This window comes from Amycolatopsis sp. NBC_00345, assembly GCF_036116635.1.
GTDB lineage: Bacteria > Actinomycetota > Actinomycetes > Mycobacteriales > Pseudonocardiaceae > Amycolatopsis.
Map to the genome: position 1 here is coordinate 388,865 of NZ_CP107995.1, position 15,825 is coordinate 404,689.

General features: G+C 71.4%; 16 protein-coding genes. 8 read left to right on the forward strand and 8 right to left on the reverse strand.

From position 1 onward, the window contains the following. Position 1: 1 nt before the first annotated feature. Together OG943_RS01835 and OG943_RS01840 are read right to left on the reverse strand one after the other, a co-directional pair. Complete coding sequence (locus tag OG943_RS01835) at positions 2-847, reverse strand: enoyl-CoA hydratase (protein WP_328607898.1); 846 nt, start codon at positions 845-847, stop codon at positions 2-4. Further along, on the reverse strand, positions 840-2,345 hold the full coding sequence (locus OG943_RS01840) for a FadD3 family acyl-CoA ligase (protein ID WP_328611973.1): 1,506 nt from the start codon (positions 2,343-2,345) through the stop codon (positions 840-842). The genes OG943_RS01835 and OG943_RS01840 overlap by 8 nt, the downstream gene beginning before the upstream one ends. Before the next feature lie 74 nt (positions 2,346-2,419). Between OG943_RS01840 and OG943_RS01845 the strand changes: the two genes are divergently transcribed. From OG943_RS01845 to OG943_RS01860, 4 genes are read left to right on the forward strand one after another with little or no spacing between them, the layout of a single operon-like run. Next, positions 2,420-3,541: an acyl-CoA dehydrogenase family protein gene (locus OG943_RS01845; protein ID WP_328607899.1), complete on the forward strand. Its 1,122-nt coding sequence runs from the start codon at positions 2,420-2,422 to the stop codon at positions 3,539-3,541. Then, positions 3,538-4,308 (forward strand): SDR family oxidoreductase, encoded by a 771-nt coding sequence (locus tag OG943_RS01850; RefSeq protein WP_328607900.1) that lies wholly within the window; start codon positions 3,538-3,540, stop codon positions 4,306-4,308. The genes OG943_RS01845 and OG943_RS01850 overlap by 4 nt, the downstream gene beginning before the upstream one ends. A gap of 21 nt (positions 4,309-4,329) precedes the next feature. Beyond that, the gene (locus OG943_RS01855) at positions 4,330-4,959 is read left to right on the forward strand and encodes a TetR/AcrR family transcriptional regulator (protein ID WP_328611974.1); all 630 of its coding nucleotides are present in this window, start codon (positions 4,330-4,332) and stop codon (positions 4,957-4,959) included. After that, on the forward strand, positions 4,952-6,103 hold the full coding sequence (locus OG943_RS01860; protein ID WP_328607901.1) for an acetyl-CoA C-acetyltransferase: 1,152 nt from the start codon (positions 4,952-4,954) through the stop codon (positions 6,101-6,103). Before OG943_RS01855 ends, OG943_RS01860 begins: the two co-directional genes overlap by 8 nt. Before the next feature lie 415 nt (positions 6,104-6,518). Here OG943_RS01860 and OG943_RS01865 read toward each other — a convergent pair whose 3' ends face one another. Genes OG943_RS01865 through OG943_RS01885 form a run of 5 tightly spaced genes read right to left on the reverse strand, consistent with a single transcriptional unit; the run spans position 6,519 to position 10,033 of the window. Further along, complete coding sequence (locus tag OG943_RS01865) at positions 6,519-7,934, reverse strand: NAD(P)/FAD-dependent oxidoreductase (protein ID WP_328607902.1); 1,416 nt, start codon at positions 7,932-7,934, stop codon at positions 6,519-6,521. Then, on the reverse strand, positions 7,927-8,151 hold the full coding sequence (locus tag OG943_RS01870; RefSeq protein WP_328607903.1) for a ferredoxin: 225 nt from the start codon (positions 8,149-8,151) through the stop codon (positions 7,927-7,929). Before OG943_RS01870 ends, OG943_RS01865 begins: the two co-directional genes overlap by 8 nt. Then, positions 8,148-8,756, reverse strand: coding sequence for a ferric reductase-like transmembrane domain-containing protein (locus tag OG943_RS01875; protein ID WP_328607904.1), 609 nt, complete (start codon positions 8,754-8,756; stop codon positions 8,148-8,150). Before OG943_RS01875 ends, OG943_RS01870 begins: the two co-directional genes overlap by 4 nt. Continuing rightward, the gene (locus tag OG943_RS01880) at positions 8,749-9,495 is read right to left on the reverse strand and encodes a DUF4142 domain-containing protein (protein WP_328607905.1); all 747 of its coding nucleotides are present in this window, start codon (positions 9,493-9,495) and stop codon (positions 8,749-8,751) included. Before OG943_RS01880 ends, OG943_RS01875 begins: the two co-directional genes overlap by 8 nt. Continuing rightward, positions 9,479-10,033: a hypothetical protein gene (locus OG943_RS01885; protein WP_328607906.1), complete on the reverse strand. Its 555-nt coding sequence runs from the start codon at positions 10,031-10,033 to the stop codon at positions 9,479-9,481. Before OG943_RS01885 ends, OG943_RS01880 begins: the two co-directional genes overlap by 17 nt. Before the next feature lie 242 nt (positions 10,034-10,275). Between OG943_RS01885 and OG943_RS01890 the strand changes: the two genes are divergently transcribed. From OG943_RS01890 to OG943_RS01900, 3 genes are all read left to right on the forward strand, one after another. Further along, a complete protein-coding gene (locus OG943_RS01890; protein WP_328607907.1) occupies positions 10,276-10,821 on the forward strand; it encodes a sigma-70 family RNA polymerase sigma factor in 546 nt (181 codons plus the stop codon). Next, positions 10,822-11,661, forward strand: a complete 840-nt coding sequence (locus tag OG943_RS01895; protein WP_328607908.1) for an anti-sigma factor family protein — start codon at positions 10,822-10,824, stop codon at positions 11,659-11,661. A gap of 256 nt (positions 11,662-11,917) precedes the next feature. Beyond that, positions 11,918-13,447 carry a DUF1996 domain-containing protein gene (locus OG943_RS01900; RefSeq protein WP_328607909.1) on the forward strand — a complete coding sequence of 510 codons (1,530 nt, stop codon included), beginning with the start codon at positions 11,918-11,920 and terminating at the stop codon, positions 13,445-13,447. Positions 13,448-13,490: 43 nt separating this feature from the next. Here the strand turns inward: OG943_RS01900 and OG943_RS01905 are convergent, their stop codons facing one another. Beyond that, positions 13,491-14,501: an Lrp/AsnC family transcriptional regulator gene (locus tag OG943_RS01905; protein WP_328607910.1), complete on the reverse strand. Its 1,011-nt coding sequence runs from the start codon at positions 14,499-14,501 to the stop codon at positions 13,491-13,493. Between the two features lie 123 nt (positions 14,502-14,624). On the opposite strand from OG943_RS01905, the gene OG943_RS01910 reads away from it, so the two are divergent. After that, entirely contained in the window at positions 14,625-15,824 is a 1,200-nt protein-coding gene (locus OG943_RS01910) for a M20 metallopeptidase family protein (protein WP_328607911.1), read from the forward strand. Position 15,825: the final 1 nt, after the last annotated feature.

Genomic DNA, 15,825 nt, shown 5'->3' on the forward strand with positions numbered 1-15,825 from the left:
GTCACGCCTCGCGCTCGGGCGCCGGAGCGCGCATCGAACGGGCGTTCTGGCCGGCCAGGGAATCGCCGGTGGTTTCGGCATTGTGGGAGTGGCCGAGGTGATGGAGGGCGAAGGCCGAGTCCATACCCGAACGCAAGCCCATGAGGTCTTCGGCTTGATTCACGGCCTTTTTCGCCAGCGCCAAGCCAAAGCGCGGCATCTCGGCGATTTTCGACGCCAGCGCCAGGGTTTCCGACTCCAGTGCGGCCCGCGGCACCACGCGGTTCAACATGCCCCACGCCAGTGCCTGCTCCGCGCTGAAGCGCTCGCCCGTGAACAGCACCTCCTTCGCCGCGCGGGGGCCCAGGACCCACGGGTGCGCGAAGTACTCCACGCCCGGGATGCCCATGCGGACCACGGGATCGGCGAAGAACGCGTCGTCGGAGGCGACGATCAGGTCGCAGACCCAGGCGAGCATCAGGGCGCCCGCGATGCACGCGCCCTGCACGCTCGCGATCGTCGGCTTCGGGAGTTCGCGCCAGCGGCGGCACATTCCCAGGTATACCTCGGATTCACGGGCGAAGCGCTGGTCCGCGCCGGACGCGTCCACGTGGTCCCACCAGGTCACCGCGCGGCGGTCGAACGAGACGTCCGCGTCGCGGCCCGGGGAGCCGATGTCGTGGCCCGCCGAGAAGTGCTTGCCCGCGCCGGCCAGGACGATCACCTTCACGGCGTCGTCCGAGACGGCGCGGGTGAAGGCGTCGTCGAGGGCGTAGGTCATCGCCGAGTTCTGGGCGTTGCGATACTCGGGCCGGTTCATGGTGACGATCGCGACCGGTCCACGCCGCTCGTAGACGACCTCAGACATCCTTGTCCTCCCGCAGCACTCGTTTCAGCACCTTGCCCGCCGGGTTGCGCGGCAGCTCCGCCCGGAGCGCCACCGAACGCGGCAGCTTGTAGTTCGCCAGGCTCTCCCGGCAGTGCGCCAGCAGGTCCTCAGTGGACGGATGACGTCCCGGCCTCGCCACCACATACGCGCGGCCGACCTCGCCCAGCCGCGCGTCGGGCACGCCGACGACCGCCGACTCCGCGACGTCCGGGTGCCACGCCAGCACCTGCTCCACTTCGGCCGGGTAGACGTTGAACCCGCCGCACACGTACATGTCCTTCAGCCGGTCGGTGATCCGCAGGTAACCGCGCGGGTCCAGCTCGCCGACGTCGCCGGTGTGCAGCCAGCCCCCGGCGTCGACCGCCGCGGCGGTGGCGTCCGGGTCGTCGAGGTAACCCAGCATCACGTTCGGGCCGCGCAGCAGGACCTCGTCGTGGTCGCCGAGGCGCACCTCGAACCCCGCGGTCGCGCGGCCCGCGAAGCGCGCGACCACCTCGGGCGGGTCGTCGGGGCGGCTCATCGTCGCGACCACGGCCTCGGTCAGCCCGTACGCGGTCAGCACGGTCTCGAAGCCCAGCTCGGCGCGCATCCGCTCGACCAGCGCGACCGGCACCGTCGCCGCGCCCGTGACGGCCAGGCGCAGGCTCGACAGGTCCGCGGCCGCGCGCTCCGGCGCGTCCAGCAGCACCTGGTAGATCGTCGGCGCGCCCGGCAGCACGCTGATCCGCTCGTCCTCGACCATTCGCAGCGTCTCGCGGACGTCGAACACCCGCTGCGGCACGATCGTCGCGCCGGTCAGCACCGCGGCCAGGATCCCTGCCTTGTAACCGAAACTGTGGAAAAACGGGTTCACCACGAGATAGCGGTCGCGCTCGGTCAGCGCGCCGCACGAAGCCCACGCGGCCGCGACGCCGAGCGCCTGCCGGTGCGAGCTCATCGCCCCCTTGCTGCGGCCCGTGGTGCCCGAGGTGAACAGGATGTCGCTGACGTCGCCGGGCGCGGCCGTCGCGGTGAAGTCGTCGGAAAAGCCCTCCAGCGCGGACCACTCCGTGACGCCAGGGACCGGTTCCTCGGGACCTTCCACGGGCACCCGGAGCACCACCGGCGGGAGTGGGCCGAGGGCGGAAATCCGGTCGGTGTCCAGGAAACGGCCGGTGATCACCAGGGCCGACACGCCCGCCCGCGTGAGGATGTCGTGCGTTTCGCGTGCCGTGAACCGGGTGCTGACCGGCACCAGCGTCGCGCCCGCGTACAGCGCGCCGAGGCCCGCGACGACCCAGTGCCACGTGTTGGGGGAGTTGACCGCGACCCGCGCGCCCGGGCGGATGCCTTGTGCCGCCAGGAAGTTCGCGCACTGACGTACCCGGCCGCGCAGCTGGGCCCAGGTCAGCCGCACGGCACCGTCCACCACGGCTTCACCCGTGGGGTACCGCTCCGCGACCGCGTCCAGCGCCGCCGGCACGGTCGGATCGGACAGCGACATCGCAGGCCTCCCTAGCAAGTGCTTGGTAGGGTAACCTACGGACGAGCCCCGAGGCCAGAGGAGGAACGGTGGACGACTTCCGTGCGGACGTCCGGGCCTGGCTGGCCGAGCACCTCGACCCGGCGTTGAAGGGCCTCGGCGGGCCGGGCCGTGAACACGAGGCGTTCGAGGAACGCCGGGCGTGGGAGCGGAAGCTGGGCGCCGCCGGCTGGAACGGGATCGGCTGGCCCCCGCACCACGGCGGCCGCGGCGCGACGCTCGCCGAGCAGGTCGTCTTCCATGAGGAGTACGCCCGCGCCGACGCCCCCGCGCGCGTCAGCCATCTCGGCCAGGAACTGCTCGGCCCCACGCTGATCGCGTTCGGCAGCGAGGCGCAGCAACGCCGTTTCCTGCCGAAGATCCTCGCCGTCGAAGAGCTGTGGTGCCAGGGCTACTCCGAGCCGGGCGCCGGCTCGGACCTCGCCGCGGTGTCGACGTCCGCGCGCTCCGAAGACGGCGAGTGGGTGGTCACCGGGCAAAAGGTGTGGACCTCGCTCGCGCACGTCGCCGACTGGTGTTTTGTGCTCGCCCGCACCGAGCCCGGCTCGAAACGCCACCACGGGCTCAGCTTCCTGCTCGTGCCGCTGCGCCAGGACGGCGTCGACGTCCGGCCGATCCGGCAGCTCACCGGCACGGCCGAGTTCAACGAGGTGTTCTTCGACGGCGCTCGCACCACCGAAGTGGTCGGCGAGCCCGGTGACGGCTGGCGGGTCGCGATGGGGCTGCTCGGCTTCGAACGCGGGGTCGCCACGCTCGGCCAGCAGATCGGCTTCCGCCGTGAGCTGGAAGCGCTGTGCCGGCTCGCCGAAGAAAGCGGCGCGGCGGCCGACCCGCACATCGCCGAACAGCTGAACCGCGCGTGGGTGGGGCTGGAGGTGCTGCGCGCGCACGCCGTCCGCACCCTCGGCGACAGCGGCCCCGGCGCGGCCAGCGTCGTCAAGCTCGTCTGGGCGGGCTGGCACCGGAGGCTGGGCGAGCTGGCCATGCTGGTGCGCGGCGCCTCCGGCCTCGTCGCGCCGGATGAACTCGACTCGTGGCAACGGCTTTTCCTGTTCTCTCGCGCCGACACGATCTACGGCGGCTCCGACGAGATCCAGCGCAATGTCATCGCCGAGCGAGTGCTCGGCCTGCCGAGGGAGGCCCGTCCTTGATCAGTGTCGGAAAATACCCCGAGGGTGCGAACCTGTTGCGGGACAAGGTCGTGGTGGTCACCGCGGCCGCCGGGACGGGCATCGGGTCCGCCGCCGCGAAGCGGTGCCTGGAGGAGGGCGCGCGCGTGGTCGTCAGCGACCGGCACGAGCGGCGCCTGCGCGAGACGGCCGAAGAGCTGGGCGCCGACGTCCACGCCGTCCCGTGCGACGTCACTCGTGAGGAGGACGTCCAACACCTCGTCGACAGCACTGTCGAACACTTCGGCCGCCTCGACGTGCTGATCAACAACGCGGGCCTCGGCGGCACCTGCTCGCTGCTGGACATGACCGACGACGAGTGGTCGCGGGTCCTCGATGTCACCCTGAACGGCACCTTCCGCGCCACCCGCGCCGCGCTGCGCCGGTTCGCCGCGCAGGGGACCGGCGGCGCGATCGTCAACAACGCGTCCGTGCTCGGCTGGCGCGCGCAGGGCGGGCAGGCGCACTACGCGGCGGCCAAGGCCGGGGTGATGGCCCTGACCCGGTGCGCCGCCGTGGACGCCGCCCCGTACGACGTGCGGGTCAACGCCGTGGCGCCCAGCCTCGCGATGCACCCGTTCCTGGCGAAGGTGACCAGCGACGAGCTGCTCGCCGAGCTGACCGCGCGCGAGGTGTCGGGGAGGGCGGCGAAGCCGTGGGAGGTCGCGAATGTGATGGTGTTCCTCGCCAGTGAGTACGCCTCGTACCTCACCGGCGAGGTCGTGTCCGTGAGTGCCCAGCATGCGTGAGGTCGGTCAGTGAGCCCAGTCGTGAAGAACGCCCCCGGATCCCGGCGCGCCGAGCTGCTGGGCTTGGCCGCGCGGCTGTTCGCGGACCGCGGTTACGTGTCCACGACCGTCCGCGACATCGCCGACGCCGCCGGCATCCTGTCCGGCAGCCTCTACCACCACTTCGACTCGAAGGAGTCGATGGCCGACGAGATCCTCACCGGCTTCCTGGACGAGCTCTTCGGCGCGTACGCCGACATCGTCGGGCAGGGCCTGCCGCCGCGCGAGACGCTGGAGGCCGTGGTCGTCGCGTCGTTCGACTCCATCCACCGGCGCCCGGCCGAGGTCGCGATCTACCAGAGCGAGGCCAAGCACCTGATGTCGCTGCCGCGCTTCGCCTACCTCAACGACCGCAACGCCGAGTTCCGCAAGCTGTGGAACGGAATCCTCGCCGACGGGGTCGCGGCGGGCGTGTTCCGGCCGGACCTCGACGTCGAGCTGGTCTACCGGTTCATCCGCGACACGGTGTGGGTCGCGGTCCGCTGGTACAACCCGGACGGCGCGCTGTCCGCGCGTGACGTCGCCGAGCAGTACCTCGGGATCCTGCTGGAGGGCATCGCCGTGCCGGCCGGGAAGCCCGGGACCACGAAGAAACGGAGGAGCCGTGGCTGAGGCCTATGTGCTGGACGCCGTCCGAACCCCCGTCGGCCGCCGCGGCGGCGCGCTCGGCGGGGTGCACCCGGCGGACCTGGGCGCGCACGTGATCCGCGCGGTCGTCGAACGCTCGGGCGTCGACCCGGCGCTGGTGGACGACGTGATCCTCGGCTGCGTCGACACGCTCGGCCCGCAGTCGGGCAACCTCGCGCGCACCGCGTGGCTCGCCGCCGGGTTCCCGAACCACGTGCCGGGCGTGACCGTCGACCGCCAGTGCGGCTCCAGTCAGCAGGCGGTGCACTTCGCCGCGCAGGCCGTGCTCAGCGGCACGGCGGACCTGGTGCTCGCCGGCGGCGTGCAGAACATGACCGCGATCCCGATCAGCGCGGCGATGCTGGCGGGGCGCGAATACGGCTTCCCTGACCCGTTTTCCGGTTCGAAGGGCTGGCAGGAGCGGTACGGCGGGGTGGAGGTCTCGCAGTTCAGCAGCGCGGACATGATCGCCGCGCACTGGGACATCTCACGCGCCGCGATGGAGGAGTTCGCGCTGCGCAGTCACGAGCGCGCGCTGGACGCCATCGCCCACGGCCGCTTCGACGCCGAAATCACGCCGTTCGGCGAATTCCGCACCGACGAGGGACCCCGCCCCGACACCAGCCTCGAGCGGATGGCCGCGCTGAAGCCGTTGAGCGAGGGCTCGCGGATCACCGCGGCCGTCGCGAGCCAGATCTCCGACGGCGCCAGCGCGACCCTGCTCGCGTCCGAGGCCTTCGTGAAAGAGCACGGGCTCAAGCCGCGCGCCCGGATCCACCACCTGTCCGTGCGCGCCGCCGATCCCGTGTGGATGCTGACCGGCCCGATCCCCGCGACCGCGCACGCGTTGCGCAAGACCGGGCTGACGATCGGTGACATCGACCTGTTCGAGGTCAACGAGGCGTTCGCGAGCGTGGTGCTCGCCTGGCTCGACGAGACCGGCGCCGACCCGGAACGGGTGAACGTCAACGGCGGCGGCATCGCGCTCGGCCACCCCATCGGCGCGTCCGGCACGAAGCTGTTCGCCACGCTGCTGCACGAGCTGGAACGCCGGGGCGGCCGTTACGGCCTGCAGACCATGTGCGAGGGCGGCGGCACCGCGAACGTCACGATCATCGAACGGCTCTGACCGCCGGGGACTCCGTCAAGGACTCCTTACCCGCGTAGGACGCAGGTAAGGAGTCCTTGACGGCGTGGGGTTGCCAGTGCCGGGAACTTGAGCGCCCCGCCCCCGCACCGCCGACGCGCACTGTCCACCGTGGACGATTGAAGGCTACATTTGTCCCCTTTAAGACCCATTTGACCGAGTCGGTGGTGCCCTGAAGGCCACCATGAGGGACGTAGAGGCCCTCATGGTGGCCTTCAGGGCACCACCCCCACCTTCGACAGCCCACTGTCGAACTTGAGTTCTGGCATTGGCGTGGGACGCGGTCAAGGAGGCCTTACCGGAACCCAAAGAGACCGGTCACCACACCGCCCAGCCGCGAGGGGCGATGTGGTGACCGGCGAAGGGGCGCGACCGCCGCGCGCGGCCTCGCCCCGCTTCAGCCCACCGGCTCGGACGACCAGGTCGCCGATGGCGCCGGGATCGAGCTGGTGGGCCCGTCGGAGGCGAACTGGCTCTCGAAATCGGCCTCGAACTGGGCGGTGCCGATGCGCGGACCGTCCAGGGAGCTGTGCTCCGGCGACGGGTCGAACCGGGGGTCGAACGGCACGTCGAACTCGCTGTCGAAGCCGCTGTCGAAGCCGCTGCCGAACTCGCTGGGCACCTCGATCTCGGGGGCCGGCGTGTACTCGGGCACCGGCAGCCGCCGCTCGAGTTCGGCGGTCCAGTGGAGCATCGCGCGCGGCTTGTCCCACCCGCAGACGCCCACGAGTTCACCGCCGCGGACGTACCCCGTGATGCCGCCGGCCAGCGGGACGGTGTCCTCGCCGAGCGCGGGCATGCCGGCCGTCTGCAGGCGCACGTCGTACTGCGTCGACCACGCCCGCGGCATGGGCGTGAACGGCTGGGCCGAGGACCGGCCCGCGAGCAGGTTCTCCGCCGCCGCGCGCGCCGACTCCACCGCGTTGATCCAGTGCTCGACACGGCGGGGGACCTCGTCGAAGCGCAGGTTCGGCCACCGCGCGAGGTCTCCGGCGACCACGACGTCGGCCGCGCCCTCGGCGAACAGCGCCGGGTCGCACAGCACGCCGTCGGAGGTGTCGAGGCCGGAGCCGCGCAGGTAGTCGACCGCCGGGACGCTGCCGATCGCCAGCACCACGACGCTCGCCACGAGCAGCTTGTTGTTCGTCAGGTGCAGCCCGACGGCCTCCTTGGTGCTGATCCAGTGCCGCACCTCGGACCTCATCGACAGCTTCGCACGGTGCTGCTTGTGCAGGCCCGCCACGCCGTCCGAGACGCGCTCGCCGAAGCGGTGCAGCGGTGCCTTGGCGTCGCTGACGAGGGTGACGTCGCGGCCGAGGTGCCGCATGCTCGCGGCGAACTCGCAGCCGATCAGGCCGCCGCCGATCACCACCGCGGGCTTGGTGCTCGCCTGCAGGCAGCGGCGCACGGCGATCGAGTCCTCGATCGTGCGCAGCACCCGCACCCGCGGGTCGTGGCGCGGCGAGCCGGGCAGGTGCCGCGGCACGACGCCGGTGGCCAGGATCAGCCCGTCGTACCAGAGCGGCTCGCCGCCGGGCAGGTGCACGACCCGCTCGGCGGTGTCGAGCCACGTGGCCCGGGTGCCGAGCCGCCAGTGCACGTCCAGGTCGCGGTAGGCCCGCAACGACATTTCGTTCGGCCGCACGGTGCCGGTCACGAGCTGTTTCGAGACCATCGGCCGGTGGTACGGGCGGCGGGCTTCGTCGCCCACCAGCACGATTTCGCCGTCGAAGCCGAGCTCACGCAGCCGTTCCGCGGAGCGCAGCCCGGCCACGCCGGCCCCGGCGATGACGATCCGGTCGCCGTCAGCCATCGAAGTCCCCTCTCAGTACCACTGCCTGTGCCGGGCACACCCGCGCGGCGGCGATCGCCTGGTCGATGTCGTCCTCGCCGAGCAGGCGCTTGCGGAAGCGGAGCCGGCCGTCCTGGCCGAGTTCGAAGAGCCGGGGCGCGTCCATCGCGCAGATCCCGTAGAGCTCGCAACGGTCGTTGTCGACGCTGATGCGGGGCCCGCCGCCGGGGCGCTTCACGCGACCTGCTCCTCGACGAGGCCGATCCGCTCCAGCGTCCGTGGCGGCAGGAACCGGAGCAGGGCGAGCGTGAGGGCGGGCACGGCCAGCGTGATGCCGCCGAGCCAGACCACCGACAGGTTCCCGTTCGCGACCGCGCCGAAAAACGCGTGCAGCGCGGTCAGCGCGACGGCCGGGTAGGCGAGCCGGTGCAGCCACAGCCAGCGGCGGTAGGACGTCCACCGCCGGACGCACGCCGTGAGCGCGATGGCCAGCATCAGCTCCAGCCCGACGATCCCGAACGTGTGCCGGGCGAGCGTGCCCGGCATGAACGGGATGCTCAGGTAGGCAAAGGAGAACGGGTTCACCGTCAGGTACAGGAAGGTCAGCGCGTGCAGCGTGCCGAACGCCAGCGTCAGCGTGGCGAGGACCATGTGCCCGCTGCGCAGGGCTTTGCGGCCGGTGACCGAGCGCACCCAGCCGGTGGCGGTGAGCACGCCCCAGCTGAGCGTGAGGCACATGAACGCGTAGGACAGCCGGGCGGAGAGGGCGGTGACGCCCCGGGCGGAGGTGTCGGTGGTCTGCTGCGCGAGGGTGGTCACCGCCTGGTGGAAGGCGTCAACCATGGCTTTCTCCTGATTTCGGGCGAAGCCGGCGGCCGGACTTCACGTAGCGCACCCCGAACATCGTGGCGCCGCCGAGCAGCAGGGCCAGCGCCGCGGCGGTGAGGAGGTCGGTGGTGCGCAGGTCGAGGGCGGCGCCGGCGGGGGCCGCCGTGGTGGACCCGGACGACTGCGGCAGCGCGCTGTAGTCGACGAGGCCGGTGCTCTCGAGCAACGTCATGTGCCGCAGCACGGCCTGGTTGGCGACGGTGGCGTAGTTCCGGATCTCCGGGTTGCGCGTGCCGGCGCGGACCGACGCGATGACGGCGAACACCTGGCCGTGGGCCGCGCGCAGCCGGTTGGCGAAGACGCGGTCGAAATCCTGCGGCGTCGCCGCGTTCCGCAGCTCCGCGAGCCAGCCCTGCTGCTCGGCCGAGGGCTCGTCGGGCAGCGTGACGCCGAGCTTGGCGGCCAGCTGCCGGGTCAGCACGTCGATCCGGCCGTGGTCGACCATCAGCGCCGCGCCGACCGCCTTCACCTGGGGATCGGCGCCGCGGGTCTCGGCCTGCAGGCCGGCCGGCATCTCCCAGAGACCGGCCTGGCGCACCTTCGTGAGCAGCAGCCGGTCACCCGCGTCGACGCCAGGTGCGGTGCTCTGCGCGAACGCGGGGGCAGGCCACAGGAGCGCGAGCACGCCGGACGCGACGAGCAGCACCCGGGCGAGGCGGCGGATCCGGCCGGTTTCGTCAGATCCGGAAGGCATCGGCCCGCCAGGTTTCGGTGGTCGTCTCGATCTTGTGGCCTTCGGGGGTCAGCGGGAACCAGGCGTGGTCCTTGCCCTGGCCCGCGGTCTCGCCCGGCATCTCGTCGCCGCTGAAGCGGTACAGCGGCCAGCCGCCGAGGGTCACCTGGTCGGTGCCGTCGGGCCGGGTGACGCGGCCGACCAGTGCCTGGTCGATGCCGGTGAGGGCGACCTCGCCGGTCGCGCGGACCGGCAGCCACTTCTGCGCACACGCGTCGTCGCAGGTGGCGCGGGAGGGATCGGAGCTGTCCTTGTCGTAGCGGTACACGGTGAACCCGCTGCCGTCGACCACCATCGGGCCGAGGTCGAAGGGGCGGGCGGCGCGCAACGCGGCCCTGCCGGGGTCCGTGACGTCGGTGGGCATCGACAGGCTCATCGGGCCCATACCGGGGTCGCTTCCGGACGGGGAGTAACCGCCGCCGGACTGACATGCGGTCAATACAACGAAAGCGGCCAGGCCGGCGGCCGGCGGGGCGGCCGCGCGGATCAAGCGGTTCACGGCTTCCTCCAGGGGGCGGAACCGCGCCGCGTCGCCGGGGGAGCGACGGGAAAAGGGCGCGGTTGATCCACTGTGGACAGTAAGCCCAAGGTGAATGCGGGGCGTTGCGGGGGGACAACGCTTGTCGGGGTCTTCGAGGGGGGATACGGACACGGCTTGGAAACGGTTCAAAAAAGTTTTGGTACCCGCCGCCGTGATTTTGGTACTGGACGTAGCGGCCCGTGCGCACAAAGATGTGCGGCGTGGGACGGCACAATCGCACGCTGCGCCTTATGGACGATCATGAAAACGAATCCGACGGTCATCACGAGGACCTGGCAAAAGCGCTGTACCAAGAGTTCGGCGGAGCCCTGATGGGGTTCGCGCTGCGCCTGACCGGGAACGACCGTCAATGGGCTGAGGACGTGGTGCAGGAGACCTTGATCAAGGCGTGGCGAAACGCGGACAAGCTCGATCGCCGCCCGGCGATGCTGCGCGCCTGGCTCTTCACGGTGGCGCGACGTACTGTCATCGACGGCTGGCGAAGCCGCAGCGTAAGGCCCCAGGAACTCGAGGAGATCGGGTCCGACGCCATCTGCGTGCCCGACGAGTCGGACAAGACGCTGGCCGCCATGATCATTTACGGTGCGCTGCAAGACCTTTCGCCCGAACAGCGGGAGGCCGTGCAGCAGACCTACCTGAAGGACCGCACCGTGAACGAGGTCGCGGCGACACTGGGTGTGCCGCCGGGCACCGTGAAGTCGCGGATCCACCACGCCGTCCGCGCGCTGCGGAAGGCGCTGGGTTAGATGCGGGCCTGGTCCGCCCACACCGACATCGCCGCGTACGTGCTCGGCGTGCTCGGCGAGGCCGGCAGCCTGCGGTTCGAGGAGCACCTCATGGACTGCCCGGACTGCCAGCTCGACCTCGTCGAGCTGCACGAGCTGCCCGACGTGCTCGACCTGGTGAAGAAGAACTGGCCCGACCCGCCGGTGCCCGCGCCCGGCGGTCGCACCCTGGCCCCCGGGCCGCGGGTGCTGCGGGCCCTGCTGGCCGAGGCGAAGCGGAAGCGACGCCGCCGGACCGGGCTGCTCGTCGCCGTCGCGGCCGCTGCCCTGGTGGTGGCCGCCCCGCTCGTCACGCTCGTGGTGCGCCCGGCCGACGCGGCCGGCCCTTCGGTGAGCCTCGGCGCGCCGACGTCCGTGGAGCAGCCCTCTGTATCCCCGTCCGCGGTACCCCAGCCCTCGGTGTCCCCGTCCGCTGTGTCTCTGTCTGCGGTGCCTCCGCCCGCTGCGTCCCCGCCGATTGGGGCCCTGTCCGTGCCCGGCGGCGGAACCTCGTCCGGCCAGACCGGCGGCGGCTTCGCGGTGACCGCGCGCGTGGCCGTGACCCCGCGGGAGTGGGGCAGCTCCATCGACCTCGAACTGGGCGGCATCACCGGCCCGATCGACTGTGAGCTGCTCGCCATCGCGTCCGACGGGGCCATCCGCACGGTCACCGGCTGGTCCGTGCCCGCGAAGGGCTACGGCATCCCGGGCTCGCCGGGCCTGCTGCACATCAACGGCGGAACTTCCTTGGTGGACAAGGACATCACCCGCTTTGAGGTGCGTTCGGCCGATGGCACGCTGCTCGTCGCGGTCAACCGCTGACCGGGAATCCCTGCTCACGCAAGGGTTTTCGGTCCGGCGACGACGTCTCCGGCCGCCTTGGGTTGATAACGAAAAGATAACGCGCAGATCTCGATGTGAACCATAGGCGCTCGCTCGACGTATTCCCCAGTGCCGGCACCGGAAGTACGGCTCTTCCCCGGGTGCCGCGTGTTTCGACCTCGAGTTGTCGGTAGTTCATGCCCGGGCCGCGGCCGGTTTCGGCGCGCCCGGAGAAACGAACGAGGTGAGCAGTTTCATGACCCGTGATCTTCCACGCCATCGTCCGGCGAAACGGACGAAGATCGTGACCGGCGCGCTCGGCCTGGCGGTCGCCGTCGGCGCGCTGACCGTGATCGCGACCTCGGGCCAGCCGGGAGAGGCAGGCGCGGACCCGGCCGACAAGGCGTTCTTCTTGGACATCACCAAGGTTCCGCGGGGATCGAACGTCAGCCGGACGCAGAACCGCGGCGCCCGCGGCACGTTCACCGTCGACTGTGGACGGAACGAGAACGGCCACTTCAACCCGGACAACTTCATCGCCCAGCCCGGCGTCCGCAACGGGGCCCAGCACCTGCACGACTACGTCGGGAATCTCTCCACCAACGCGGACTCGACCAACGAAAGCCTGGCGAAGGCGGGCACCACCTGCAAGAACGGCGACAAGTCCACTTACTACTGGCCGGTGGTCCGGATCGACACCGACGACGAAGAGGGTGCCTCCGCCGATCCCGCGGCCGAGCCCAGCGCTGACCCCGCGACCGATGCCGGTGCCGACGCGGCCGCCCCGCAGGGTGAAGACGTCGCCGCCGACCGGGCGGACGCGGCGAAGGACGCGGCCGAGCCACACGTCGACTGTCCGGACGTCGCGAGCGCGCTGCCCGAGGTGCCCGACGCCGCGTTGGATCCGGTGAACGCCGAACTCGACGCGATGGACGCCCAGGTCGGCCAGGCGGACCAGCAGCTGACGCAGGGGCAGGACGCTACAGCGGTGCTGGATCAGGTGAAGGGCCAGCGTTCCGCGTCGCTCGGGAAGATCTCGGACGAGATGGCCAAGCAGGGCGCGAAACCCGGCGACACCACGGCACTCACCACGTGCGCCGTGCCGGACCAGCAGGGCAAGGGCCTCGACAACGGCGGCGCCAACAGCGACGGCAGCCAGGGCGAGAGCGCCGCGCAACAGAAACAGAAGCAGGACAACGGGGCCGCGGCCGCGCTGCCCGGAGTGAACGACCAGAACGAGGTGGCCGGCAACGACGGCGACATCCAGCGCGTGGTGTCCGCGACGCTGTCGTTCGGCAGCGGTGGCGCGCGCAAGGTCGTGGCCATGCCCCGATTCCTGCGTGTGCTCTACGGCGACGCCAAGGAAGGCGCGAACGGCCCGGCGAACGCCCGCGCGAGCTGGACGTGCACCGGGTTCGAAGACCGGCTCACCGACCACTACCCGATCTGCCCGCAGGGCAGCAATGTCGAGCGCGTCCACGCGTTCCCGAACTGCTGGGACGGCAAGGACATCGACAGCGCGAACCACCGCACGCACATCGTCTTCCCCGGCGCGAACGGCAACTGCCCGGCCGGCTTCAAGGCCGTGCCGCAGCTGAAGATCACCCTCGTCTACCGCATCCCGCACGACGTCCAGGTCAAGGGACAGTACAAAGTGGACGCTTTCCCGGAGGAGAAGCACAACCCGCGCTCGGACCACGACGACTTCGCCAACGTGATGTCGCAGTCGCAGATGAACCGCGTGGTCTCCTGCATCAACACCGGAAAACGCTGCCAGAACCGGTGACAGCCTCGTGAGTGTTTATGCCGGTTCTAACCGGCATAAACACTCACGAGCCCTGCACTGGGGCCCAGAAGTCGAGCGGCACCCGGCCCGCGGCGAGGCCGTCGTCGTCGAGCAGGTGGCCCATCAGCTTGATACCGCGCAGGGTCACGGCGCGGTCCACGATCTCCAGCCACGGCAGCTTCGCGGCCAGCGCGCTTTCCAACGGCACCGTGTCGTGCTGCGAGTTGAGCCAGACCACCAGCATCAGGTTGGCGGCGCCGCTGATGGCCGCGCACATCCGCACCTCCGGCAGAACCGCCAGCGAACGCGCCGTCGTCTCCAGCTTGTCCGGTGGCACGCGCAGCCACAGCATCGCCGTCACGGGTGCGGGGGACAGCGGGCGCGCGATCTCGCAGCGCAGCCGCACCGCGCCGCGGGCGACGAGCGCGTCCAGCCGGCGGAGCACGGTGCTCGCCCCGACGCCCAGCCGCAGTGCCAGCGAAGCCGCCGAAGCCCGGGCGTCCTCGCCGAGCGCCAGGATCAGCGCCTGGTCGAGTTCGCTGAAGCGCAGTGGTGACGTCGGGCGCGTGGCCGGCACCGCGAGTGCCTCCCGCTGGCCCGGCGAGATCGCCCGCACCCGCCAGCGGCTGCCCTCGGTGAACATCCGCGGCGACACCACCGTCCGCGCCGCCACCACGCCGGGCAGCGTGGCCAGCCGGTGGAGCACGTAGTCGGAGAGGTCGCGCAGGGTGGGGGCGATCAGGTGAACGTGCAGGTCGCAGTGCCCGGCCAGGTACTCGACGGTCGCCACGTGCGGGTCGGCCGCCAGCGCCCGCGCCACCGGTAGCGCCTCCCCGGGCGCGCAGTCGATCTCGACGAACGCCAGCGCCAGCTGCGCCACCACCTCGCCGCCCGGGTACGCGGTCAGCCAGGCCTCGCCCCGCGCCACGAGCGCGTCCCAGCGCCGGGCGGCCGTGACGGCGCCGACCCCGAGCGTCCGGCCCAGCACGGACCACGACGTCCGCGGGCCGGTCTGCAGCGCGTCGACCAGTTTGAGGTCGCTCTCGCTCAACATGGCCGATCCTTCGTATCCAGACGGCGGTTCTGGCGGATTCCCGCGATTCCGGCGGTGGTTGTGTCTGACCCTTGTTTCATCGTCAGGCCACCTTAATGTCGCCGATCCTGCGAGGGAGTCCCTGTGACCTTGCGCTCCGACGCCGCCGCCCTGCACCCCGAACTGGTCGCGTTGCGCCGCGACCTGCACCGCACCCCCGAGATCGGCCTCCACCTGCCGCGCACCCAGGCGAAGGTGCTCGCCGCGCTAGACGGCCTCGGGCTGGAGACCAGCATCGGCCGGAGCCTCAGCTCGGTCACCGCGGTCCTGCGCGGGGGCGGCGGGACCGGCGGCACCGTGCTGTTGCGCGGCGACATGGACGCCTTACCCGTGACCGAGGCGTCCGGCGAGGAGTTCTCGTCCGAGATCCCCGGCGCGATGCACGCCTGCGGGCACGACCTGCACACGGCCGGGCTCGTCGGCGCCGCGAGGCTGCTCGTCGCGCGCCGGGACCAGCTGCCCGGCGACGTCGTCTTCATGTTCCAGCCCGGCGAGGAAGGCTGGGACGGCGCGGGGCACATGATCGAAGAAGGCGTGCTGACCGCGGCGGGCCGTCCGGTCGATGCCGCGTACGGGCTGCACGTCTCCTCTTCACGGCACGAGCGCGGGGTGTTCACCAGCCGTCCGGGGCCGCTGATGGCGGCGTCCGACATGGTGAAGGTGCGGGTGGTCGGCGCCGGCGGGCACGGCTCGTCGCCGGAGGCGGCGCGCGACCCGATCCCGGCCGCGTGCGAAATGGTCACCGCCCTGCAGACGCGGGTGACCCGCGGCTTCGGCGCGTTCGAGCCCGTGGTGCTCACCGTCGGCAGCTTCCACGCGGGCACCCGGCGCAACGTCATCCCGGACGACGCGGTGTTCGAGGCGACCACCCGCTCGTTCGACCTGGAGGTCGGCGCCCGGATCAAGACCGAGTTCATCCGCGTCTGCCAGGGCATCGCCGCGGCGCACGGGCTGGAGGTCGAGATCTCCTACGAGCCCGAGTACCCGCTCACCGTCAACGACGCCGAGGGGCACGAGTTCGTCGCCGACACCGTCCGCGACGTCTTCGGCGAGGAGCGCTTCACCGAGCTGCCGAACCCGATGACCGGCGCCGAGGACTTCTCGCGGGTGCTCCAGCGCGTGCCGGGCGCGTTCGTCTTCCTCGGCGCAGTCCGTGGCGACGACCCGGACCACGCGCCGGGCAACCACTCGCCGCGCGCCGCGTTCGACGACTCGGTGCTGGCCGACGGCGCGACGCTGCTGGCCGAGCTGGCGTGCCGACGGCTCACCGCTCTGGCAGCGTGAG